This is a genomic window from Virgibacillus sp. 6R, assembly GCF_001895305.1.
Lineage (GTDB): Bacteria > Bacillota > Bacilli > Bacillales > Amphibacillaceae > Virgibacillus > Virgibacillus pantothenticus.
Genome location: NZ_CP017762.1, coordinates 1,557,505 through 1,580,526 on the forward strand (window position 1 = coordinate 1,557,505; position 23,022 = coordinate 1,580,526).

Consider the following 23,022-nt stretch of genomic DNA (forward strand, 5'->3'; position numbering starts at 1 on the left):
TATTTGGAACGATGTAGTTAACATCGGGGCTCCCTTTTATCCTTTTGATTTCCTATCTAAAAGAACCGCCAATAATATGACTAATCCCTTTACAATTTGCTGATAAAAAGAGGATACATTCAATAAATTCAATCCGTTATCGATGACCCCAATGATTAACGCCCCTATTAATGTACCGAAAATTCTGCCTCTTCCTCCGGATAGACTGGTTCCACCGATAACAACCGCTGCTATAGCGTCTAGTTCATACATGGCTCCTGCAGTTGGTTGTGCCGAATCTAAACGGCTTGTAATAATAATACCTGCTAATACAGATAACATACCTGTTAATGAATAAACACCGATTTTTACTCTATCTGCTCTTATGCCTGATAATTTGGAAGCTTCTTCATTACCACCAATTGCATACACCTGTCGTCCAAATACAGTACTGCGTAAGACAAAAAATAAGCTAAAAAATACTACTATCATGACGATCACAGGGAATGGAATCCCAAATACATACCCTTTTCCAATCATTTCAAAAGCAAATGAATCTGACAGCCCAGTAATCGGTTTCCCATCCGTATACACTAGTGTTGCACCCCGAAAAATAGTCATGGTTGCTAATGTTGCTATAAAAGGGGCAACCTTTCCTTTAGCTATAATCAACCCATTTACTGCTCCTAGAATTAAACCAATTAATAGACCTATACATACTGCCAGAAATGGATCCATCCCACTAGCAAGTAGCCCGGCTGTTAACGCACTTCCTAAAGCAAGAGTTGAGCCTACCGAAAGATCAATTCCAGCAGTTAAAATAACAAATGTCATTCCAAAAGCGATTAACGCATTAACGGATACTTGTCTTAATAAATTAAAGATATTATTCAAAGTGAAAAAGTTCTCACTCATAACTCCTAATACGATAGTAATAAGGAATAACCCAAGTAGTGGGCCTAACTGTGCAATGCTTAACTTATTCCATTTATTCATCATTGACTACCCCCTGTAGCCGCAGTCATAATCGTTTCTTGATCAGCTTGTTCACGATCTATAAATCTAGTTATTTCACCTTCATGCATCACCATAATCCGATCACTTACACCAAGCACTTCGGGTAATTCAGAAGAAATCATGATAATCGCTACCCCTTCTTTTGAAAGCGCGTTCATAATCGTATAAATTTCTTTTTTAGCACCAATATCCACGCCTCTAGTCGGCTCATCTAAGATAAGAACATTAGGTTTAATAGCTAACCACTTGGCTATTACTATTTTTTGTTGGTTACCCCCGCTTAACGCTTTTACTTCCTGTTCTTCATTTGTAGCTCTTACTTTTAACTTCTGCATTAGCTGGTGCACTAGCTTCTTTTCTTTACTTTTGTTAATTACTCCTAATTTTGATAGCGCTACCAAATTAGTTAGAGCTATATTTTCTTTAATAGAAGCATTGATGATCAACCCTTTTGATTTACGATCTTCTGTGATGAATCCGATCCCCTGTTTAACCGCATCAGACGGGTGTTTTATAGTTACCTGTTTCCCATTTATTTTAATAGTTCCTTTGTCTAATTTTCGATAGCCAACTATTGCTTCCATTAATTCTGAACGTCCAGCTCCCATTAACCCAGCAACACCAAGGATTTCCCCTTTTCTTACTGAAAAACTTATATTACGAAAATAATTTGCTAATGCTAGGTTATCGACTTTAAAAACGACTTCTTTGATATCATGATTTCTAGTTGGATATCGTTCGCCTATCTCTCTTCCGACCATCATTTTCACGATCTCTTCGAACGACGTTTGAACGGTATCTTTTGTCCCAATGTATTGGCCATCACGTAGAACAGTTATCCGATCACAGATTGCAAATATTTCTTCCATGCGATGGGAAATATAAATTATACTAACACCATCGGCTTTTAACTTTTTGATTACATTAAAGAAGTTTTCAATTTCATAATCGGTTAAAGCCGCTGTGGGCTCGTCCATAATGATTAACTCTGCTTTTGTTGTCAAAGCTTTAGCTATTTCAATCATTTGTTGCTTCCCAATCGAGAGTTCACCTGCGATATTGTCTGGTTGTATATCACAAGCCCCCAATTTGTTTAAGGCTTCATTTGTCCTTTTTCTTATTTGCCGCTTGTTTAATATGCCAGTTTTTCCATATGTCAGTTCCTTGCCTAAAAACATATTCTCCGCTACTGTTAGATGTGGAATAATATTTAATTCTTGATGAATAACGCTAATCCCCTGTTCCTCAGCTTGCTTTGGGTTTATAAATGATATTTTTTTATCCCTTAAGAATATTTCACCTTGATCTTTTGTATAAATTCCCGTTAAAATCTTTACTAATGTTGATTTCCCTGCCCCATTCTCCCCCATTAAAGCGTGAATTTCACCGCGATTTATATTAAAATCGACATTTTGCAATACCTTATTTCCCGAAAATGCTTTACTTATATTTTTCATCCTCACAAAAGGTTCACTAGACATCACTTGTTCTCCTTTCGTTAAAAAATAACTCCTGCATGTAAGATGACATTTGCAAATGGAGTTGCCTCACCTGTTCTAATAACCGCCTTAGCATCTTTGATAGCTTCTTTTAATTCTTTATGCGACACATAATCTGTCTCTACATTCAAATAATTTGCAGTCAATTGATGATGTAGCTTTGTATTTTTGAACGTAATTTCTTTCGCCATAGTTATTTTTTCAACCACCATATGTTGCATGATAAGCTGCAGAATAGCGTTTAATGATGGCGTTCCAAGCTCAATGGAAAGATCAATACACAGCGTTTGTTGTGGTATTGGTAAACCACAGTCGGCTAAAATAATCGTATCTGTATGTCCGAGTTGAGAAAGAACGGAAGCAATGTCCCTATTCAATATGCCTGTCTTTTTCACCTTTAAATGCCCCTTTCATGGATAAACTTATGGACCATATCTAATGTAGGCATTCCTTCTTGAGCACCTGTTTTCATAATGGATAACGCAGCAGCTGCATTCGCAAAGTTTATCGATTGAGACATTGAATTTCCTCTCGCTAACTGAGTTACTAAAGCACCATTAAATGTATCCCCTGCTCCAGTCGTATCTTTTACATCCACCGTAAAACTCTTTATTTTTGTCTTGTTACCATGTTCATAAAAACACACCCCCTCACTCCCCATTGTGACAATCATTTTTTCTCTTATCGAATTGTACAACGGTTCTTCCTCCATAGCTGCTGCCTCAATTTCATTGGGGGTAAAATAGGTGGCGTTTTGTAATAATTCTTCAGGCAATTGCTGATATGGAGCAGGATTAACTACCACTGGTATGTGATATTGATTTGCCTTTTTAACCGTATAAAGAACAGTTGAAAGCGGTATTTCTAACTGTAATAAGACCATGTCACTTTGTCGGATTACCTCTTCTTGTTGTTCAATCACTTCGGGAACAACAGCATAATTAGCTCCGGGGGCAACAATAATTCGATTATCATCTTCAGACAAAATAATATTTGCTACTCCTGTAGACTTTTGATCACTCAGGATGATCCCTTGGGTATGAATTCCTTCTCTTTGTAATTGTTCCGTCAGTAATTTTCCAAATTCATCTTTACCTACAGCGCCAATCATATGCACCTTTGCACCAAGCCTAGCTGCTGCTACAGCTTGGTTGGCTCCTTTTCCGCCCGGATAGAGAGCAAATGATTGCCCTAAAACCGTTTCTCCCTGTTGCGGCAACTTTGTTGTTTCAATCGTTAAATCCATATTAATACTTCCAACCACACAAATCTTTGGATTATGTCCCATGAATATTACTCCTTTCGCTTTGTAGAATCACGTTCGATTAAGGTAACTTCCAATTCTTCTTGGATTACTTTTTGTTCTGGATGATCGATAAGTTGTAGCAAGATTTGTGCTGCCCTGCTCCCAATCTCATAAATAGGTTGTTGTATCGTTGTTAATGATGGAGTAGTTGTTAAACCAATAGTAATTCCGTCAAAACCGATAACAGATAATTGTTCAGGTATTTTTATATGTAAAGATTCCGCAGCTTTTAACACACCTACTGCCATTAAATCATTAGCAACAAATACTCCATCAATGTCGTTATGATTCGTTAATAGCTGTTTGGCAATTTCATATGAATTTTCAAAGCGATAATCCCCAGTAACGACATAATTAGAATTAAACCACGCTTCATGTTCGACAACATCAAGGTAGCCTTTCAATCTCTCCTCTGTATTGCTTGCTGTTTGTGGTCCACTAATATGAGCAATTTTTTTGCAACCGATGGATTGTAAGTAAGCAGTTGCTTCTCTTGCACCTTTTCGGTTATTTACAGTAACAGAGGATATTTTTGAGCTAAACTTCCTGTCCAATGAAATAACAGGACTTGTTATATGATGCAGATCTTCCTCTGTTATGGTACTCGATACAATAATAAATCCATCTACTGATTTTTGCGTTAATGCATTCAAATATGTAACTTCTTTTTCATGGCTGTCATCTGTGTTACAAAGTATGAATGTGTAATTATGCTGATTCGTTACATCTTCTACTGCACGAGCAAGCTCCGGAAAAAAAGGGTTTTTAATATCAGGAACAAAAAGTGCGATCATTTTTGAGCTCCCTTTAAATAGACTTCTAGCAACATCATTAGGTCGATATTGAAGCTTCTCAATCGCTTCGTTAACGCGTTTTTTTGTTTCACTATTGACATACCCATTGTTATTTAGCACTCTGGATACGGTTGCTGTTGACACATTGGCAAGTTTTGCAACATCCCGAATGGTTGCCATAACTTCTCCACCCCTTCATTGTAAAAAGGTCATGTAACCGGTTACATAAAACGAAAATGAATCACTATGTAACCCGTTACACGTATATAATAAATCGCTTTTATTTTTTTGTCAATGGATTGCAAAGGTCCTTCACTGAGTTTTATTATTCCAAAGCTAATAAATAACACTAGTGTGTTAGCATTTTGTTAACAAATTAGCACCATGTCTATAAAATATATGTGGACTCTGATAAAATAATTTTCATTCAGCTTGGAGGGGGTGCTTTCATCCTTTTGAAATTGTAGGCTTTCTGCTTTGGCACACGACTTTTTCGCTGCGATGCGCGACTTTCTCAATTCGATGCATGACTTTTTCGCTACCATGCGAGATTTTCTTAATTCGATACATGACTTTTTCACTGCCATGCGAGATTTTCTTAATTCGATACATGACTTTTTCACTGCCATGCGAGATTTTCTTAATTCGATACATGACTTTTCACTGCCATGCAAGATTTTCTTAATTCGATACATGACTTTTCACTGCCATGCAAGATTTTCTTAATTCGATGCGCAATTTTTTCTCTGCCACGCACGATTTTCTCGATTCGATGCATGACTTTTTCACTGTGGTGCACGACTTTTTCGTTCCCGCCAAATAACCTAGTCTATTTCTAAAATATTACTTATGAAATAGCAAAAAACCGAGGTTAAGTTACCCCGGTTTTTGCTGCTAAGCTTTATTCTTCAATATATGCTTGCTTGATCTGGTAAATACCTTGCGCATTAACACTAAAGTCTTTCACAGAATCGCTAACACCTAGTAAGTATTCTTGGTGATGTGTATAAATCATCGGTGCTAAATCAACAAGCATTTCTTGTGCTTTAGAATATAGTTCTTTACGTACTTCAGGATCTGTTTCATGGCGAGCATCATCTAAAATCTTATCTAATTCTTCATTCTCCAGGAAGGAACGGTTTCCAGGCTCCCCAACTGCAGATGAATGGAACAGTGGATACATTCCATAATCTGCATCTCCAGTACTTGTAACCCAGCCTAGAACAAACATATCATGTTCGCCGTTAGAAGTTCTATCTAAAAATGCTCCCCACTCCAATTCTTCAATTTTAACATCAACACCGATTTCTTTTAGTTGATTTTGAATCGTAACAGCCGTATCGACACGCTGTTCATTATCATTTGTCCAAATGGTTGTTTTAAAGCCATCCTCATATCCAGCTTCCGCTAATAGCTCTTTTGCTTTTTTGACATCATACTCTAAACCACCAACAGACTCATCGTAACCAAATACTGGCGGTGCTAACGGGCCTTTTGCTGGAATACCTACATTATTATAAACACCGCTAACGATCTCTTCCTTATCAATTGCCATGGAAATAGCTTGACGAACTTTTTTATCATCAAACGGTTCTTTTTTCATGTTGAAACCAACATAAGATAATGAGGTGCTTGGTTCCTGAAGTGCACTCATTCCTTCAGCTTTATCTACACGTGAGATATTATTTGGTCCTATTTGATCAGCTACATGAGCTACACCTGTCTCCAGTTCAGCTACTCTGGAGCTTTGTTCACTGACTACTTTAAAAGTGGCAGTATCCAATTTCGCCTTTTCTCCCCAATAATCATCGTTACGTGATATAACGACCTCTTCGCCTGCTTTCCATTCATCTAATTTAAATGGACCAGTACCGATAGGGTTTTTGTTGATATATGCATCAACATCACCCCCATCTTCCATTTGTGCATAATCTTCCTCAATTATTTTTGGACTCATAATAGCTGTACCACTATGCGCTAAATTTGCTAACAGCGGCGCATATGGATATTCAAGCTTAATCACTAATGTAAGATCATCTTTTGCTTCTACACTTTCCACTGCTTCAAATAAGAATGCTCTCGGTGAGGCGATCTTTTCATCAACAAGACGATCAAAGTTCTTTTTAACAACCTCTGCCGTCAGCTCTTCACCGTCGTGAAATTTCACACCCTCTTGCAATTGAAATTCCCATGTTGTTTCATCTACTTCTTTCCATTCCTTAGCCAATCCAGGTTGTGGTTCCTGATTTTCATCTAATACCGTCAATGTTTCATAAATATTATCAGCAACTTGACCAGACGGAATGTCATTTGTTCCATGTGGAGATAGCGACACAACATCTGATGGAAGGGCAATAACTAAATCGCCACCGCTTCCTGAACCTTCTTTTTCTGAGCCTTCTCCTTCTGATTTACTTTCAGGCTCTCCGTCGCCCGCACATGCTGCTAATACAAATGTAAGCATAGCTAACAAGGAAACAAGCCATAATAATTTTTTGTTTTTCATATCTGTATTGATACCCCCTGCCTATAATTTTAAAAGTAAAAATAATGTTAACAATTTTTAATATAAACGATTTTTTACGAAATAGCAAGAATATTTAAACTCAAATACAATAATTATAATAATACTATGAATTAAAAATATTTTTTCAATCCATATTGAAAAATACCTCATTTAATTGTATTATAAATAGTATGACAATTTTCCCTATATACCGTGTAAATGTCCGAATTAATATCAGATTTTTAATAATAATGCTACATATTTCGACAATAAGGGGGTAACAACATGAGTGCTGAACCAGCAAATAATGTAATTACAAAATCACCAAAAACAGATCATCCTTTTAAACGATCATTGAAAGACTTCTATAGTAAATTACGCAAAAATAAAAGTGCTTTAGTTGGCGGATATTTAATTATCGTCTTAGTTCTCATTGCGCTTATAGGACCGTTATTAACATCAGAATCTCCAGATGCAGTTGACTATGGTGTAAAGCTTGAAGGGCCTTCTGCTGAGCACTGGTTTGGAACCGATCATCATGGCAGAGATATTTTCACAAGAATTATTCATGGATTGGGTATCACGATGAGTATAGGTATTTCAGCCACCATTTTAGGTGGTATTGTTGGCATTTTTCTCGGACTTGTTTCAGGTTATTATGGTGGAAAAATAGACACTATCATTATGCGGATTATGGACGTATTACTAGCTTTCCCAGGTATTTTATTAGCTCTTGCATTAATTAGTATTTTAGGAGCTAATTTACAAAATGTTGTTATAGCGGTTGCCATTTTTGCAATTCCTACATTTGCTCGTATTGTCAGGGGTTCAACGTTGGCAACCAAAAACTTAGAATATATTGATGCCATGAAAGCATTAGGTGCATCAGATACGAGAATCATATTTAAGCATATTTTGCCTAATATTTTGTCTCCGATTATTGTACAAGGGAGCTTATTTATTGCAACAGCAGTACTATCCGCAAGTGGACTTTCATTTTTAGGAATGGGTGCACAGCCACCATCCCCAGAATTAGGGGCGCTTTTAAGTGATGGACGGGACTTTATGTGGGATGCAGGACATATTGCATTATTCCCAGGCCTGGTTATTATGTTGATTGTATTAGCCTTTAACATCTTTGGAGATGGGCTGCGCGATGCTTTAGATCCAAAAATGAAAAAATAGGAAGTAGGTGCAACGATGTTTCAATTTATTGTACGGCGTTTATTACAGATTATTCCTGTATTAATAGGTGTTACGATCTTAGTATTTTCCCTGATGCACCTATCTCCAGGAAACCCGGCACATATTATCGCTGGGGAAAGTGCTCCTCCAGCCACAGTTGAACAAATTGAAGAACGTTTAGGATTAAATGACCCTATCCCTGTGCAGTATTTTAATTTTGTTAAAGATGCGGCTTTGTTGGATTTTGGTAATTCTTGGCGAACGAGCTTACCAGTAAGTGAGGAACTTTGGCCAAAATTTTGGGTAACTTTCGAATTAGCTGTTTACAGTACGATTTTCAGTATCTTTTTAGGACTAATTGCAGGAATTATTTCTGCCGTTAGAAAATATTCGTTTGCTGATGTCTCTATTATGCTAATTGCATTATTTGGTTTATCAATGCCGAACTTCTGGTTTGGTCTTATGTTAATGCAATGGTTTTCCATTCAATTAGGATGGCTTCCGCCTACTGGCTGGGGCACACCGGAACAAGTGATTATGCCTGTAATTACGCTAGGAACGATGGGAGCAGCCGTTATTGCCAGAATGACACGTTCCAGTATGCTCGATGTTATTTCACAGGATTATATCCGAACAGCACGTGCGAAAGGTTTAGGTGAACGAATCGTTATTTACCGTCACGCTTTGAAAAATGCATTAATTCCAGTAGTCACTGTTATAGGTTTACAGTTTGGAAGTTTACTCGCTGGTGCCGTTTTGACAGAATCGGTATTTGCCATTAATGGGATGGGAAAGCTAATTGTCGATCGGATATTAGCGAGAGATTTCCCTGTAGTGCAGGCTGCCGTATTAGTGATTGCTGTCGTATTCGTATTTGTAAATCTATTGGTTGATATCTCGTATAAGTACTTAAATAAGCGAATCGATTTAGATTAGTAGTTTTGGAGAAAAGAGGTGACTATAATGAGTCAAGAAATTATTTTAGATATAAAGGATTTACAAACATCTTTCTACCTAGATGATTTTGAAATAAAAGCAGTTGATGGCGTCTCCTTTAAATTACCGAAAGGAAAAACAATCGGGATTGTTGGAGAATCAGGTTCAGGTAAGAGTATTACCGCTCTTTCCATTTTACGATTACTCGATCATCCAGGGAAGGTAAAGGGCGGCGAAATCAATTTTAAAGGAAGAGATTTAACGAAATTGACAGATAAAGAAATTCGTCAAATTCGTGGTAATGAGATCTCAATGATATTCCAAGAACCAATGACTTCGTTAAATCCCGTTTATACCATTGGTCAGCAAATTCGTGAAACACTAAAAGTACACCAAGGCTTAGGAAAAGAAAGCGGAACGAAAAAAGCGATTGAACTATTAAAGTTAGTTGGAATTCCTTCTCCGGATAAACGCGTAAAACAATACCCGCATGAACTATCGGGCGGGATGAGACAACGCGTTATGATTGCCATGGCACTAGCCTGCAATCCAGATTTACTGATTGCTGATGAGCCGACTACGGCTTTAGATGTAACAATTCAAGCACAAATTTTAGAACTGATAAATGACTTACAAGAAAAACTTGGTATGTCGGTAATTATGATTACACATGACTTAGGTGTTGTAGCGGAAACGTGTGATTATGTTGCCGTGATGTATGGTGGTAAAGTAGTTGAATACCAAGATGTGAAATCTTTATTTAAAGACCCAAAACATCCCTATACAATAGGCTTATTGAAGTCCATACCTCGTCATGATACAGACGTTGATGAACTGGAACCTATTAGAGGCAACGTTCCAAGTCCAAAGGATATGCCAAAAGGATGTCGATTTGCACCAAGATGTCCGTTTGCAACAGAGCTCTGCATGGAGGAATTACCTTCCCTTGATCATATAGAAGGCGATAGCGAAGTGCGTTGTTGGATCTATACTGATCGTTGGGATGGAGATCCGGAGGTGAAGGCATATGGCCCAAAAAGAGCTACTCAAAGTAACTAATTTAAAACAATATTTCCCAATTAAAGGTGGATTTCTAGGAAGAACCGTAAACCACGTCAAAGCGGTCGACGATATTTCTTTTGAAATTTATGAAGGGGAAACTTTAAGTGTCGTCGGCGAATCAGGTTGCGGAAAATCGACAACCGGACGATCCATTCTTCGTCTAGATGAGCCTACGGAAGGAAAAATTGAATTTGATGGCGGCGATCTATTAGCACTAAACAAAAGTGAAATGCGAAAAAAACGAAAAGACTTACAAGTTATTTTTCAAGATCCATATGCTTCGTTAAACCCACGTCAAACAATAGCACAAATTTTAACCGAAGCAATGGCCATTCAAAATATTGTTCCAAAAGACCAACGTCGTAAACGAGCGATTGAACTGTTAGAAACAGTTGGCTTAAATGCAGAACAAATTGATCGCTATCCGCATGAATTTTCTGGAGGACAAAGGCAACGTGTTGGGATTGCCCGTGCTTTATCTGTTGATCCAAAACTAATCATTTGTGATGAAGCTGTTTCAGCATTGGATGTTTCCGTACAAGCACAAGTATTAAATCTGTTAAAAAATTTGCAGCGTGACTTTAATTTAACTTTCTTATTTATTGCGCACGATCTTGGTGTCGTTCGACATATTTCAGATCGAATTATTGTAATGTATCTAGGAAAAATCGTAGAGATTGCTGATAAAAAATCGTTATTTGATAACCCACAGCATCCATATACAAAGGCTTTGTTATCAGCGATACCTGCACCTGATCCTGAAAACAAAAAAGAACGCATTATCCTAAAAGGCGATGTTCCTTCTCCAATAGATCCGCCAACTGGATGTCGCTTCCATACGAGGTGTCCGTTTGCAACGGAGTTATGCAAAACGGATGTACCTGAGTTACACAATTTGGATCATATGAAAGAAGGACATCGGGCTGCATGTCATCATATTGAAAAAATTGCTTCGGGCGAAATGCAGCCTCACTAAAACACCAAACAGGTCTAGCCTATGGATAAAAGGCGTAGACCTGTTTTTTATTAGGAACAAAACAAAAAATGGTTCATGCTATAACTGTACCGCTAGCTTTAGAATATACTTAAAGACAGTATTTAGTTCCGTTTGCATTAACCAACCAATCCAATTAAGATTGCTCAAATAGTATCGTAAACAGCGTATATTGCATCTGGTTTGCTTTATTTAATGTATCCATTATGTCTATCTGTAAAAGTCATGGGGCGATAGAGCCGGACGTGGCTATTCGGTTATTTTGTTATCCCCAAGGACCTAATTTTATGCTTTCTTATCTTACAAGGGTATGATCTCAAGATCCTTCAACAAATCATGCATTTAGGGTGACGTTATCTCCCACTTAGATTTGTTTGTCGTTACCTCCAACTTTAGAAGCGAGAGTCTTACAGCACCTTACATGCGGGATAAACCCGTTATTTAATCTCCACATCCCGTAAAAATGGAAAGCTGCTTGGGTATTGATAAAATCCTTTTACCTCTTCTCTCAATCCTGCTAGGAGGACAGAATGGTATAGTGGAACAATGGTAGCTTCGTCAACTATTATTTGTTGTGCTTCTTCATAAAATTGCAGGCGTTCCTGTTCATCAGATGTTTGCCTTGCTTTTTCCAATAATTCGTCCACTTGTTTATGGTTAAAAAAGGAACGATTCCCAGCGTTTCCTGCGTTTTGTGAATGGAACATTGGATATAGACCATAGTCTGCATCAAGTGTAACCGTACCCCAGCTACCGATAAACATATCAAAGCTTCCATTTCCTGTTACTTCTAAATATGCACCAACCTCAGCCTGTTCAATATTTACATCAATACCGATCTTTTCCAGCTGCACCTGAACATATTCTGCTATATCAGAAGTTGTGCGATCATAAGCTAAAATGGATGCACTAAAGCCCGTTTCATAACCAGCTTCCTCTAATAACTCCCTTGCCTTTTCCAGATCATAGCCAAGTGGTTCAACATTTTTACTATGACCGTTAACCGTTGACGCCAAAGGACCATTTGCAACTAATGGAACGCCTGCAAACACACCGTCCACCAACTCTTGTTTATTAATCGCCATAGCTATTGCTTGTCTTACTCTTTTATCTTGAAATGGTTCTTTGCTATTATTCATACCTAAGTAAGACATACTTGCACTTTCTGTCTCATGAACAGCAGTTCCTTTATTGCTATTCGTTTGCTTTACATCATTCGGATTAACTGGATAAATAATATCAGCCTCACCAGTTCTTAGCTCAGCAATTCGAGACGCATCTTCTGGAACTGTCTTAAAAGTAACTTGATCGACTTTTGCCTGTTCTCCCCAATAAGCCTCATTTTTAACAAGCGAAACAAATTCTCCATTTACACGTTTATCATATTTAAAATATCCAGTACCTATCGGGTTTTCATTAATATACGTAAATGGTTCTCCACCATCTTCCATTTGCTGATAATCTTTCTTTATTGCTTCTAAACTGATCATATGTCCTCCTGGATGAGCTAAATGCGATGGTAATGCAGCAAAAGGGAATTTTGTTTCAATTTGCACGGTATAATCATCTATTACTTTCACAGTGCTGATCATATCAAACAAGAAAGATAATGGGGAGCCAACTTCAGGATCGCGCACCCTATCCAGATTTGCTTTTACAACTTCAGCATTTAACTCACTGCCGTCATGAAATTTGACACCTTGTCTAATTTTAGCTTCCCAGACAAGATCATCTATTTGTTCCAAACTTTCAGCTAGAGCAGGCTCTATCTCCAAATCTTTATTCATTGCAACAAGCGTATCATACATGGCATTCATCACATACAGCGATGTACCATCATTTGCTGCATGTGGATCAAGGGAAACAGGGTCTGCAGACAGATCAACTGTTAGGCTCTTCTTACTCCCATCTTTCACAGATACCCCTTCTCCAGTACTGTTCTCTCCTCCTGCACAAGCGGCTAGAAAAATTATAAATAGGATCATCACAATAGCGAGCGGTCTTCGTTTCATGGTGTCTTCCCCCTAATTGATTATTGTTATTATTATTATCACAAAATAATAAAATTTTCAATTATTATTTCAGCTATGTATTTTTGTCTCATTTTTCGTTATGATAGTCAGTAACCTGATAAGGGAGAGCGGTAATATGGATGTATGGTATGTAAGCTACGGTTCAAATCTATTAGAAGAGCGTTTTTTATGCTATATCTATGGTCAAACTCCAGAAGGATCAACCAAACCTGAAAGAGGCTGCCATGATCAATCCACTCCTAAAGGTACTGATCGTATTGATCTTCCTTACCCTCTTTATTTTTCCAAAGAGCAAAGCAAATGGGGTGCTGGCGGAGTTGCCTTTATAGATCATCGAAGCATGGCTAATGAAATAACAATTGGAAGAAAATATTTGATTACTGAACAACAGTTCATTGAAGTTGTCGCACAAGAAAATAATATACATCGATTACAAATAGATTTACAGTCCATTATGGAACAGGCATTTGCAAATATTCTGACTGGGTGGTATGGCAGAATTGTGTACCTTGGAACTAGTAATGGTCGCCCTCTATTTACCTTTACTAATCCTAATCCAATGAAGGAAGAAGCCATTCATACTCCCGCACGGCCGTATTTAAGAACGATAGCAAAAGGACTGCTCCAGCTCGGGCTATCCAAAGAGCAAACAGTTGCTTACTTGTTACCAAAGAAAGGCATCAATGGAAATTTTTCAATTTCTTCATTATACACGTGTTTATTTGGCAAATAAATCATGGCATGGTGCATTTCTTATTTCAAATAAATTTCGTTAATATATTATTGTCGCAAATTACTTTAATTATCTAACTCCCCTAGGTATACTAGATGTGGTAAGCGTTTTCAACATGATTACATCAAAGGGGGATAATGAATGATCACGTTTATTGTATCTATTATTTTATTAATCGTAGCTTATTTCACGTATGGAAAATTTATTGATAAGCTATTTGCACCGAGTGATGAGAGAAGCACACCCGCCTACGCTAACAATGACGGCGTTGACTATGTGCCGATGAGTAAGCAAAAAAATGCGATGATACAATTGCTCAATATTGCTGGTACAGGTCCCATTTTTGGTCCAATTATGGGAGCTTTATTCGGTCCAGTTGCTTTTCTATGGATCGTTCTTGGGTCTATTTTTGCTGGGGCTGTGCATGATTATTTAACAGGGATGATTTCTATACGTAATAAAGGGGCGCACATTCCGGAATTGGCGGGAAGATTTTTAGGAAAAGCTTCCAGACATATTGTAAATGCCTTTTCTCTATTATTATTAATCTTAGTCGGTACCGTTTTCGTTACTACACCAGCATCACTCATTGATATATTGCTAGATCAAAGGATTGCTTTTTCGATAATTTTAGGAACGATATTCCTTTATTTCTTTCTATCTACTGTCTTACCCATTGATAAAATTATTGGACGGATTTATCCTATCCTCGGTGCTATCTTGTTAATTGGCACGGTAGCAATTGGAATTTCACTGCTGTTTTCAGATTATAAGATCCCAGAGCTGAACGTAACGAATATGCATCCTGATAATCTGCCAGTCATTCCAATATTATTCTTTACGATTACTTGTGGTGCCTTGTCAGGCTTTCACGCAACGCAATCACCGATTATTTCGAGAACAACACAAAAGGAATCACAAGGGCGGTATATCTTTTATGGCATGATGATTGCTGAAGCCATTATTGCAATGATTTGGGCAGCTGCTGCTATGAGCCTTTTTGATGGACAAACATTAAGCGGAATTATTGCTGAAGGTACTGCTTCTGCCGCGGTAAATGAAATTGCTATTACATTACTTGGTGCGATTGCAGGAACCATTGCCGTACTAGGTGCGATCGTACTACCAATTACTTCTGGAGACACTGCATTCCGTGCTGCACGCTCTATTATTGCGGATTATTTAAACATTGGCCAGAAAAAAATATTTAACCGCTTGGCGATTGCTATTCCTTTATTTGCTATTTCTTACATTTTAACTAAAATTGACTTTAATATTTTATGGCGTTACTTCTCATGGGCCAACCAAGCAACGGCAGTAATTGCATTGTGGATAGCAACAATGTATTTGTTTGTCAAAGGAAAAAACTATTTCGTATCAATGGTACCCGCCATTTTTATGAGTTATATGGTGTTTGTATATATTCTAAATGCACAAATCGGCTTCCGACTGGAATTGAATGTTTCATTTATTATCGGAGCTATATTAACTGTTATTCTAACATTCCTGTTCTTTAAAAAAGCACAAACGAACAAAACAAATAAGTTAAAAGTAGATATGTAAATGTAAGCCTGCCGATATATCGTGTTTATCGTAGCGGCAGGCTAATTAATTGCTTCTATATTGAAGTTATTTTCATAATCACTTTTTCCATATTGAGGTTATGTCATATTACTTTTTCCATCACGAAACATTCCCTATCATTTTGTCCTCTCGTAACAAATTTATGTTCGCTAATTTTTTTCATACAACGCAATCCAATCCATTATTGTCATTTTAGAAGCAAGCTCTCCAATGAGCTGATAAGGAATTTTATTAGGATTCGTAAATCGAATACAGCTTTTTCCCATATTTAATTTTGTGTCCGTATGATGAGGATGTTCATCTTCAAACCAATGTAACAATGCTTGGTCTGCATAAATTCCCATATGATAGACAGCAAGGTGCTTTTTTTGTGCTGCAATACTAATAAATGGCAGTGGAGTGTCCTGTTTACAATGATATCCGTCAGGGTAAGCAGATAAAGGTACCACATATGAAGGCATGCCATATTGCATTTCCATCTGGAAACCGCTTGGAATATGCTGGTCGATTACTTTTTTCAACTCTATGAAGGCATCCCTCCATTTCGTTTCCACATTGTTTATATATTCGCTAACTTCATTCGTTTGACACATGTTTTGCGCTCCCATCGTTTTATTGTCCTTTTATAAAAACCAATCAAGTACACTATTTCAAGTAGCAGTCCATTTTTAACCATTTTTATCGCTAACGCTTAATTGACCCATCCACAAAAAACGATATACAAAATATTTCTTTCATTCATTTAAGTCTATAGCTGTATTATCCACTTTTAAGTTTATTTGCTGGAGCCTTTCTACTTCCAACCGTAACTTGCCATTTTTCATAAATGAAGACAAATAAATGATTTTATATGAGTTAATCTACTTCTATCCCCCTGATGCCATTGTTAGCAATATTATTGATAATTTGAGCAATCTGTTGAGGGGTTTTATCCATGTTATTTGCTAGCCAGTGTTTAATGACATGAATACTGCCGCTAATAATAAACGTACTAATATACGCTGAATCGGTAGCTGCCATTTTATTTTCATCCATCCAATTATTGATGAGGAATTTTCTTGCGACATCCATTACCCTCTGTTCAAAGGATGTATTCTCACTTTCGTTTAACAGAGTTTGACAGATATCATACTTTGAAACTATATATTCCAATAGTTTTTCTGTTGTTTGTAACGCCTTTTCTGTCTCGGCAAAATTTTGTTGACTTAAATATGTATTCATATCCGCTATAATTTCTGCTTCTATTTTCATCAGTAAATCATATGGATCTGTATAATGTGCATAAAAAGTGGAACGATTAACGTCCGCATGTTTACAAATTTCTTTCACCGTAATGGAGGAAAGCGGTTTTGATTTTAACAACATAATGAAACTATCCTTCAGTACCATTCGTGTATATTTTTTTCGGCGATCGATTTTTTCGTTCATAAATTTTTCACACTTTCTTTAAAATTTTATTCAACACATTTTTTATAAATGTTGGATTCTGCACGTAAATTAGTAAACTGTTTGTTGTTAATCCAACACGATGTATAATATAATAATAAATGGTTTCCAATTATTACGCAAGAAGGGGTGAGTACTGATTGATTGGATAGCAAAAATTATCAAACATAAAAAAGCCGTAGTCATTACATTTATGATCATCGCAGTAATTAGTACATTTGCACAATTCGCAGTTTCTATAAACTATAGTATGGTAGACTACCTTCCGAAAGCTTCTCCATCCACTATTGCTATGGATACGATGGAAGAGGAATTTAATGGTGCAGTAGCTAATACACGTGTGATGATAAAAGATATAAATATTCCAGAAGCATTGGCTTTCAAAAAAGATCTAGAAGCAATTGAAGGTGTTTCCGAAGTAACGTGGTTGGATGATGCGATCGATACGAAGACACCAATTGAAGTGGCAGACTCAGCTACGGTTGAATCCTACTATAAAAATGGAAATGGGTTATTCTCCTTCCACATTGAAGAAGGAAAAGAAGTAAAAACAACCGATGCTATTTACCAATTAATTGGTGAAAAAAATGCAATGTCTGGAGAAGCACTCGATACTGCAACCTCCCAAAAAATGACCGGAAAAGAAACCGTGTATGCAACCGCATTACTCGTACCGATCATTATCCTAATACTTATCCTGTCAACTAGATCATGGGCCGAACCAGTCTTCTTCCTGACAGCAATTGGTATTTCTGTACTGATCAACTTGGGAACCAATATATTTATTGGTGAAATATCATTCATTACTCAATCCGTAGCTCCAATATTGCAGTTAGCGGTTTCGCTTGATTATGCCATCTTCTTGCTACACAGCTTCGCAGATTATCGTAAGCAAACAGATTCTCCAGCAGAAGCAATGCAGATGGCGATAAAACGCTCATTCCCGGCGATTGCAGCAAGTGCCTCGACAACATTTTTCGGTTTTATCGCCTTGGCATTTATGGATTTTGAAATTGGGGCAGACTTGGGGCTTAACTTGGTTAAAGGCATTGTACTTAGCTTTATCAGTGTCATGGTGTTCCTACCTACGTTAACGTTAATGTTCTATCACTGGATTGATAAAACAGAGCATAAGCAGCTATTACCTAGTATACGGAATGTTGGTAAAACATTAACTAAGTTTCGCATCCCTGCGTTAATTATTCTATTAATCTTGATTATTCCTTCGTTCTTGGGTCAAAGCAAAACCAATTTCATATATGGTATTGGCGAACAACCAGAAGCGTCAAGAGCTTATAGCGATGAAGCTGCAATTGAAAAAGTGTTTGGAAAGCATACGCCGATGGTTTTACTGTTGCCTAAAGGTGATATTGCAAAAGAAGAGAGTTTAGTACAAAAGTTAAAAGATTTTTCAGAAGTAAAAAGCACCATTTCTTACGTTGACGCGGTTAGCCCAGCAATCCCACCTGAATACCTTGAGGCATCGGTTACAGAACAATTCTTTTCGGATAATTACAGCCGGATTATCGTCAATACATCGGTAGACACAGAGGGAGAAGCAACATTTGCTTTTATTGACCAAATTAAATCACTCACATCGGATTACTATAATGAAGACTATCATTTACTAGGTGAAAGTGTCACCTTATACGATATGAAACAAGTAGTGGAAAAGGATAATACCGTTGTTAACCTCTTAACCGTGATAGCAATCGCAATCGTACTGCTCATAACGTTCCGATCGCTCTCCTTTCCGGTCGTGTTATTAGTTACAATTCAATCTGCTGTCTGGATCAATTTATCAATTCCTTACTTTACAAATACTCCACTCGTTTATGTAGGGTATCTCATTATTAGTACCGTTCAGCTGGCAGCAACGGTGGACTATGCGATTCTTTTAACAGAAGCATACAAAGAAAATCGCAAAGAAATGCATGCATTACCGGCAATTAAAAAAACAATCGATGAAAAAATCTTTTCGATTGGTGTCTCAGCCTCTATCTTATCCAGTGTAGGATTTATTCTATGGTTGACATCTTCTAATAAAATTGTCGCTTCTATTGGACTGTTGTTAGGAAGAGGTGCATTGCTGGCGTTTATCATGGTTGTGTTAGTACTGCCTGCACTTTTGATTGTACTTGATAAAGTCATTGAAAAAACCACATGGAAAGCAAACTTTTACAAGGGGAAGTGATACGTTGCGAACTAAAAAGATAAGTCTGTTGCTATTGATTACTATACTCGTGTTTGCGACTCTTCCTTCTCTCGTTTTTGCGAATGAAGATAACGATACGAAAACCACAAAAAGCGAAGAAAAGACGGGAGATTATGAGTCGAAAGATGAAGTGATCTACGGAAATATGAATGCAAATGGAGGGTTAGAAGACATATATGTCGTCAATACCTTCCGTGTCACAGAACCGGGAAAAATGATCGATTATGGTAAATACAGTTCTGTACGAAATTTAACGAATCTGACAGACATAGAAAAAAGTAGTGGTAAGGTTCAATTTCAGGCGAAGGAAGAAGAGGAATTTTACTACCAGGGAAATTTAAAAAACAAAGCGCTGCCTTGGTACATTTCCATTACCTATTTACTCAATGGAAAGAAAATACAACCACAAGAACTAGCTGGTAAGAGCGGTTCATTGGAAATACAAATTTCTACTTCTGGTAATGACGAAGTAAATCCTGAATTCTTTGAGAATTACCTGCTACAAATAGCAGTGACATTAGACCCAACGAAGTTTGAAAATATTCAGGCTCCTGAAGGAACGAAAGCAAACGCCGGTCAGAATAAACAAATAAACTTCACCGTCATGCCTGAACAAGAGGAAGACTATATTATCTCAGCAGATGTGTCTGAATTTGAAATGGAACCGATAGAAATAAACGCAGCACCTTACTCGATGTCGATTGAAAATCCTGATACGAGTGGCGTAACCGGGGAAATGCAGGGACTAGCTAATGCGATAAGTAAAGTTCATACAGGTGTTGGTGACTTAAAAACAGGTGTTGCCGAACTAAATCAAGGTGCACAGGAGCTTAGCGATGGCTCAACAGAATATAAAAATGGAATGAATGAATTAAATCAGTCTTCGGATGAGTTAATAAATGGCTCTACATCTATAAAAGAAGCGTTAGTTTCGATCAACGAAACCGTGCAGGAAAGCACAGGTAACGTAGATTTAGGCAAGCTACAACAATTACCAACTACCCTGCGCGAGGTAGCAAATGGGCTAGAAGAATCTGCAAAAGCTATGGATGGTCTTAAACAAGACTATAGCAAAGCAAAAAGTCAATTGGATGAAGCAATGAACGGAATCCCGTCCTATGCGATAAGCGACGCACAGATTAATAAATTGTATGAAAGTAATGCAGATCAGAATGTGATTGATCAGTTGGTAGAAACGTATCAAGCAGCAAAGACAGCCAAAGAAACATACAACCATGCCAAACGTGCATTTGACGATGTGACAGTTGCATTGCAGCAGTCGTCGGGTGTAACTAATGAGATGGCTGCGAATTTAAATCGAATGGCAGCCGAAATAGAGAAGGCAACCAAAACAATGAACGAGCTGGATGTTATTACTCAGATCCAGAAAGGCTTTGCCTCCTTCTCTTCCGACTACCAGGATTTCCATAATGGCTTAGTAAGCTATACGGAAGGAGTCGGTGAATTAGCTTCATCGTATCAAGAGCTTGATACTGGTATACAAAAGTTAGCTGACGGAACTGCGGCTACGAGTGAAGGGGTAAATGATTTACACACTGGTACCAAACAGCTACAAGAAGCTACTAGTAATTTACCAGGTCAAATCCAACAGGAAACACAGAAAATGATGGAGGAATATGATAATTCCGACTATCGACCAAGCTCCTTTATTTCTGATAAAAACAAACATGTGGAAGTCGTACAGTTTGTCTTGCAAACAGAAAGCATTGAACTACCAGAGCAAGAAACACCTGAAAAAACAGACAAAGAAAAAGGGATTTGGGAACGATTTTTGGATCTATTTCGGTAAGGAATGGTGGCCTCCTTGTGATAATGCCAAGGAGGCTAACTTTATGCATGATGCTTTTAGAGTTTGCTACTCTATGTGGATTCATAAATTACTTCTACATTTAACGTACACATCAAGATTCCAATAACAAAGGCGCGCGGGACCCGTTTAGCAACGTAGCGAATGGAAAATCCGAACTATCATTCGAAATTCTTCACTTAGAATACGAATAGTTCGGATTTTTTCAATTCTACATTCACTATTCTCTCACTTTTTCCAGCCTAGTATATCAGGAGAGAGTCGCCGTTTTTTTCTACTTTAGAAGTTTATACTAAAAGCAGTACATCCACTTAGCAATATTAGTAAAATGGACAGGTACCTATTGAAGCAGAGCTAGGAAACTCACGAAGCTGCTCGCTCCTGTTCTTCCTTAGCTTTTTTCTGAAAACGTTTTGTTTCATAAATAATGACACCCGACAAACCAAGCAAACCAATTAAGTTAGGAGCAGCCATCAATCCGTTTAGAACATCAGCCAACGTCCAAACTACATCGAGGGACGCAGTTGCACCGACGAAAATAAAGAGAACAAAAACAGTACGATAAGCTCTGACAGCAACAGGATTTTTGAATAAGTATTGGAAACACTTTTCCCCGTAATACCCCCATCCTAAAATGGTAGATGTTGCAAAAAACAGTAACCCAAGCGTAATAACATACGGACCTGCACTTCCTAATAAAGTTTCAAAAGCAGTAGAAGTCAACACCCCGGCTTTAATGGATTCATTTTGCCAATCACCGGACATGACAATGGTGATTCCGGTAATAGAACAAACAATAAATGTATCAATAAGAACCTGCGTCATAGAAACGAGCGCCTGTCTGCCAGGTAAATCCGTTTTGGCCGCAGCTGCAGCGATAGGAGCAGATCCTAAGCCAGCTTCATTGGAAAACAAGCCCCGTGCGACCCCGAATCGTATGGCGGCACCAACAGCCCCACCAGCAGCAGCTTCACCAGTAAAAGCAAACGTAAAAATCGTTCCAAGTGCTTCTGGAACAAGATTAAGATTCATAATCATGACTATAATTCCAGCGAGAATATAAAATATTGCCATAATCGGCACAAAAAAAGCAGTTACACGACCAATCCACTTAATCCCACCTAAAATAACCATCCCAGCAAAAATAACTAATACAACACCAGTCACCCAAAATGGAACAGAAAATGTATCATTCATTAAATCCGCAATGGCTTTGGACTGCGTTCCGTTGCCAATCCCAAAAGCCGCAAGAGCACCGAATACTGCAAACAGCACACCGAGCCATTTCTGTTTTAACCCATGTTCCAAATAATACATGGGCCCCCCAGCCATATTTCCCTCTGCATCTTTCACACGGTACTTTACAGCTAAAATCGCTTCTCCATACTTCGTTGCCATGCCAAAAAAACCAGCTAGCCACATCCAGAAGATAGCACCAGGTCCACCCATCAGAACCGCTGTCGCTACCCCGACAATATTTCCAGTCCCGACTGTCGCTGCCGAAGCAGTCATTAACGCCTGAAAGTGAGAAATATCCCCATCTGATTCTTTATCTTGATTCCTTGAAAAAGCGAGTTTTAATGCATAAGGTAATGAACGCACTTGAAGCGCACCAAGCCTGATCGTTAAATACACGCCAGTGCCTACTAAAAGCACAAGCAAAGGTAAGCCCCAAACAATACTACTAACTTGACTTAAAAATTTTTCAATCTGTGCCATAAGCTTCCCCCTTCTTTTAAAGTAATATCAAGCTGTTAAAAAATCCTCTCCCTCCCCTCTCGTAATCGGTCTTTGGTCTATCAAAAGTGGTGTGCTATCTTGCTTGTTTTTCTATTCTTAGTAAATCGAAAATTCTGTATTATGTCAAGAATGACTTTTCAAATAGAGAAATTGGAGAAGTTAACT

The 23,022-nt window shown here is 37.8% G+C and carries 19 protein-coding genes; 8 read left to right on the top strand and 11 right to left on the bottom strand.

What is annotated here, in order from left to right; translation table 11 throughout:
* Positions 1-36 precede the first annotated feature (36 nt).
* From rbsC to BKP57_RS07085, 7 genes are all read right to left on the bottom strand, one after another.
* On the bottom strand, positions 37-978 hold the full coding sequence (rbsC, locus tag BKP57_RS07060) for a ribose ABC transporter permease (RefSeq protein ID WP_072741244.1): 942 nt from the start codon (positions 976-978) through the stop codon (positions 37-39).
* Positions 975-2,477 carry a sugar ABC transporter ATP-binding protein gene (locus BKP57_RS07065; protein ID WP_072741245.1) on the bottom strand — a complete coding sequence of 501 codons (1,503 nt, stop codon included), beginning with the start codon at positions 2,475-2,477 and terminating at the stop codon, positions 975-977. Before BKP57_RS07065 ends, rbsC begins: the two co-directional genes overlap by 4 nt.
* A gap of 17 nt (positions 2,478-2,494) precedes the next feature.
* Entirely contained in the window at positions 2,495-2,890 is a 396-nt protein-coding gene (gene rbsD / locus BKP57_RS07070) for a D-ribose pyranase (RefSeq protein ID WP_072741246.1), read from the bottom strand.
* A 2-nt stretch (positions 2,891-2,892) separates the two neighbouring features.
* Entirely contained in the window at positions 2,893-3,783 is an 891-nt protein-coding gene (gene rbsK / locus BKP57_RS07075; RefSeq protein ID WP_050351877.1) for a ribokinase, read from the bottom strand.
* Positions 3,784-3,788: 5 nt separating this feature from the next.
* Positions 3,789-4,775, bottom strand: coding sequence for a LacI family DNA-binding transcriptional regulator (locus BKP57_RS07080; RefSeq protein ID WP_050351878.1), 987 nt, complete (start codon positions 4,773-4,775; stop codon positions 3,789-3,791).
* 267 nt (positions 4,776-5,042) lie between these two features.
* Complete coding sequence (locus BKP57_RS21980) at positions 5,043-5,249, bottom strand: hypothetical protein (RefSeq protein WP_156875290.1); 207 nt, start codon at positions 5,247-5,249, stop codon at positions 5,043-5,045.
* Positions 5,250-5,496: 247 nt separating this feature from the next.
* Positions 5,497-7,101 (bottom strand): glutathione ABC transporter substrate-binding protein, encoded by a 1,605-nt coding sequence (locus BKP57_RS07085; RefSeq protein ID WP_072741247.1) that lies wholly within the window; start codon positions 7,099-7,101, stop codon positions 5,497-5,499.
* Between the two features lie 285 nt (positions 7,102-7,386).
* Here BKP57_RS07085 and BKP57_RS07090 point away from each other — a divergent pair, with 285 nt between their 5' ends.
* From BKP57_RS07090 to BKP57_RS07105, 4 genes are read left to right on the top strand one after another with little or no spacing between them, the layout of a single operon-like run.
* Positions 7,387-8,286, top strand: coding sequence for an ABC transporter permease (locus BKP57_RS07090; protein ID WP_050351880.1), 900 nt, complete (start codon positions 7,387-7,389; stop codon positions 8,284-8,286).
* A 15-nt stretch (positions 8,287-8,301) separates the two neighbouring features.
* Positions 8,302-9,222: an ABC transporter permease gene (locus BKP57_RS07095; protein WP_050351881.1), complete on the top strand. Its 921-nt coding sequence runs from the start codon at positions 8,302-8,304 to the stop codon at positions 9,220-9,222.
* A 27-nt stretch (positions 9,223-9,249) separates the two neighbouring features.
* Complete coding sequence (locus tag BKP57_RS07100) at positions 9,250-10,281, top strand: ABC transporter ATP-binding protein (RefSeq protein WP_050351882.1); 1,032 nt, start codon at positions 9,250-9,252, stop codon at positions 10,279-10,281.
* Entirely contained in the window at positions 10,250-11,260 is a 1,011-nt protein-coding gene (locus BKP57_RS07105) for an ABC transporter ATP-binding protein (protein ID WP_050351883.1), read from the top strand. Before BKP57_RS07100 ends, BKP57_RS07105 begins: the two co-directional genes overlap by 32 nt.
* A gap of 455 nt (positions 11,261-11,715) precedes the next feature.
* Here the strand turns inward: BKP57_RS07105 and BKP57_RS07110 are convergent, their stop codons facing one another.
* On the bottom strand, positions 11,716-13,290 hold the full coding sequence (locus BKP57_RS07110; protein ID WP_050351884.1) for a glutathione ABC transporter substrate-binding protein: 1,575 nt from the start codon (positions 13,288-13,290) through the stop codon (positions 11,716-11,718).
* Between the two features lie 136 nt (positions 13,291-13,426).
* Between BKP57_RS07110 and BKP57_RS07115 the strand changes: the two genes are divergently transcribed.
* Positions 13,427-14,044 (top strand): hypothetical protein, encoded by a 618-nt coding sequence (locus tag BKP57_RS07115; protein WP_072741248.1) that lies wholly within the window; start codon positions 13,427-13,429, stop codon positions 14,042-14,044.
* A 141-nt stretch (positions 14,045-14,185) separates the two neighbouring features.
* The gene (locus tag BKP57_RS07120) at positions 14,186-15,607 is read left to right on the top strand and encodes a carbon starvation CstA family protein (RefSeq protein ID WP_050351885.1); all 1,422 of its coding nucleotides are present in this window, start codon (positions 14,186-14,188) and stop codon (positions 15,605-15,607) included.
* A gap of 170 nt (positions 15,608-15,777) precedes the next feature.
* On the opposite strand, the gene BKP57_RS07125 is transcribed toward BKP57_RS07120, so the two are convergent.
* Both BKP57_RS07125 and BKP57_RS07130 read right to left on the bottom strand, forming a co-directional pair.
* The gene (locus BKP57_RS07125) at positions 15,778-16,221 is read right to left on the bottom strand and encodes a DUF1801 domain-containing protein (RefSeq protein ID WP_072741249.1); all 444 of its coding nucleotides are present in this window, start codon (positions 16,219-16,221) and stop codon (positions 15,778-15,780) included.
* Between the two features lie 262 nt (positions 16,222-16,483).
* Complete coding sequence (locus BKP57_RS07130; RefSeq protein ID WP_072741250.1) at positions 16,484-17,056, bottom strand: TetR/AcrR family transcriptional regulator; 573 nt, start codon at positions 17,054-17,056, stop codon at positions 16,484-16,486.
* Between the two features lie 211 nt (positions 17,057-17,267).
* Between BKP57_RS07130 and BKP57_RS07135 the strand changes: the two genes are divergently transcribed.
* Positions 17,268-19,268, top strand: coding sequence for an efflux RND transporter permease subunit (locus tag BKP57_RS07135; RefSeq protein WP_072741251.1), 2,001 nt, complete (start codon positions 17,268-17,270; stop codon positions 19,266-19,268).
* Between the two features lie 4 nt (positions 19,269-19,272).
* On the top strand, positions 19,273-21,099 hold the full coding sequence (locus tag BKP57_RS07140) for a methyl-accepting chemotaxis protein (RefSeq protein WP_072741252.1): 1,827 nt from the start codon (positions 19,273-19,275) through the stop codon (positions 21,097-21,099).
* A 381-nt stretch (positions 21,100-21,480) separates the two neighbouring features.
* Here the strand turns inward: BKP57_RS07140 and BKP57_RS07145 are convergent, their stop codons facing one another.
* The gene (locus BKP57_RS07145) at positions 21,481-22,836 is read right to left on the bottom strand and encodes an alanine/glycine:cation symporter family protein (protein ID WP_050351890.1); all 1,356 of its coding nucleotides are present in this window, start codon (positions 22,834-22,836) and stop codon (positions 21,481-21,483) included.
* Between the last annotated feature and the right edge of the window lie 186 nt (positions 22,837-23,022).

Coding starts and splice junctions, on each gene's coding strand:
- rbsC (WP_072741244.1), bottom strand. CDS start 978: ATGATGAATAAATGGAATAAGTTAAGCATTGCACAGTTAGGCCCACTA.
- BKP57_RS07065 (WP_072741245.1), bottom strand. CDS start 2,477: ATGTCTAGTGAACCTTTTGTGAGGATGAAAAATATAAGTAAAGCATTT.
- rbsK (WP_050351877.1), bottom strand. CDS start 3,783: ATGGGACATAATCCAAAGATTTGTGTGGTTGGAAGTATTAATATGGAT.
- BKP57_RS07080 (WP_050351878.1), bottom strand. CDS start 4,775: ATGGCAACCATTCGGGATGTTGCAAAACTTGCCAATGTGTCAACAGCA.
- BKP57_RS21980 (WP_156875290.1), bottom strand. CDS start 5,249: ATGTATCGAATTAAGAAAATCTCGCATGGCAGTGAAAAAGTCATGTAT.
- BKP57_RS07085 (WP_072741247.1), bottom strand. CDS start 7,101: ATGAAAAACAAAAAATTATTATGGCTTGTTTCCTTGTTAGCTATGCTT.
- BKP57_RS07090 (WP_050351880.1), top strand. CDS start 7,387: ATGAGTGCTGAACCAGCAAATAATGTAATTACAAAATCACCAAAAACA.
- BKP57_RS07095 (WP_050351881.1), top strand. CDS start 8,302: ATGTTTCAATTTATTGTACGGCGTTTATTACAGATTATTCCTGTATTA.
- BKP57_RS07100 (WP_050351882.1), top strand. CDS start 9,250: ATGAGTCAAGAAATTATTTTAGATATAAAGGATTTACAAACATCTTTC.
- BKP57_RS07105 (WP_050351883.1), top strand. CDS start 10,250: ATGGCCCAAAAAGAGCTACTCAAAGTAACTAATTTAAAACAATATTTC.
- BKP57_RS07110 (WP_050351884.1), bottom strand. CDS start 13,290: ATGAAACGAAGACCGCTCGCTATTGTGATGATCCTATTTATAATTTTT.
- BKP57_RS07115 (WP_072741248.1), top strand. CDS start 13,427: ATGGATGTATGGTATGTAAGCTACGGTTCAAATCTATTAGAAGAGCGT.
- BKP57_RS07120 (WP_050351885.1), top strand. CDS start 14,186: ATGATCACGTTTATTGTATCTATTATTTTATTAATCGTAGCTTATTTC.
- BKP57_RS07125 (WP_072741249.1), bottom strand. CDS start 16,221: ATGTGTCAAACGAATGAAGTTAGCGAATATATAAACAATGTGGAAACG.
- BKP57_RS07130 (WP_072741250.1), bottom strand. CDS start 17,056: ATGAACGAAAAAATCGATCGCCGAAAAAAATATACACGAATGGTACTG.
- BKP57_RS07135 (WP_072741251.1), top strand. CDS start 17,268: ATGATCATCGCAGTAATTAGTACATTTGCACAATTCGCAGTTTCTATA.
- BKP57_RS07145 (WP_050351890.1), bottom strand. CDS start 22,836: ATGGCACAGATTGAAAAATTTTTAAGTCAAGTTAGTAGTATTGTTTGG.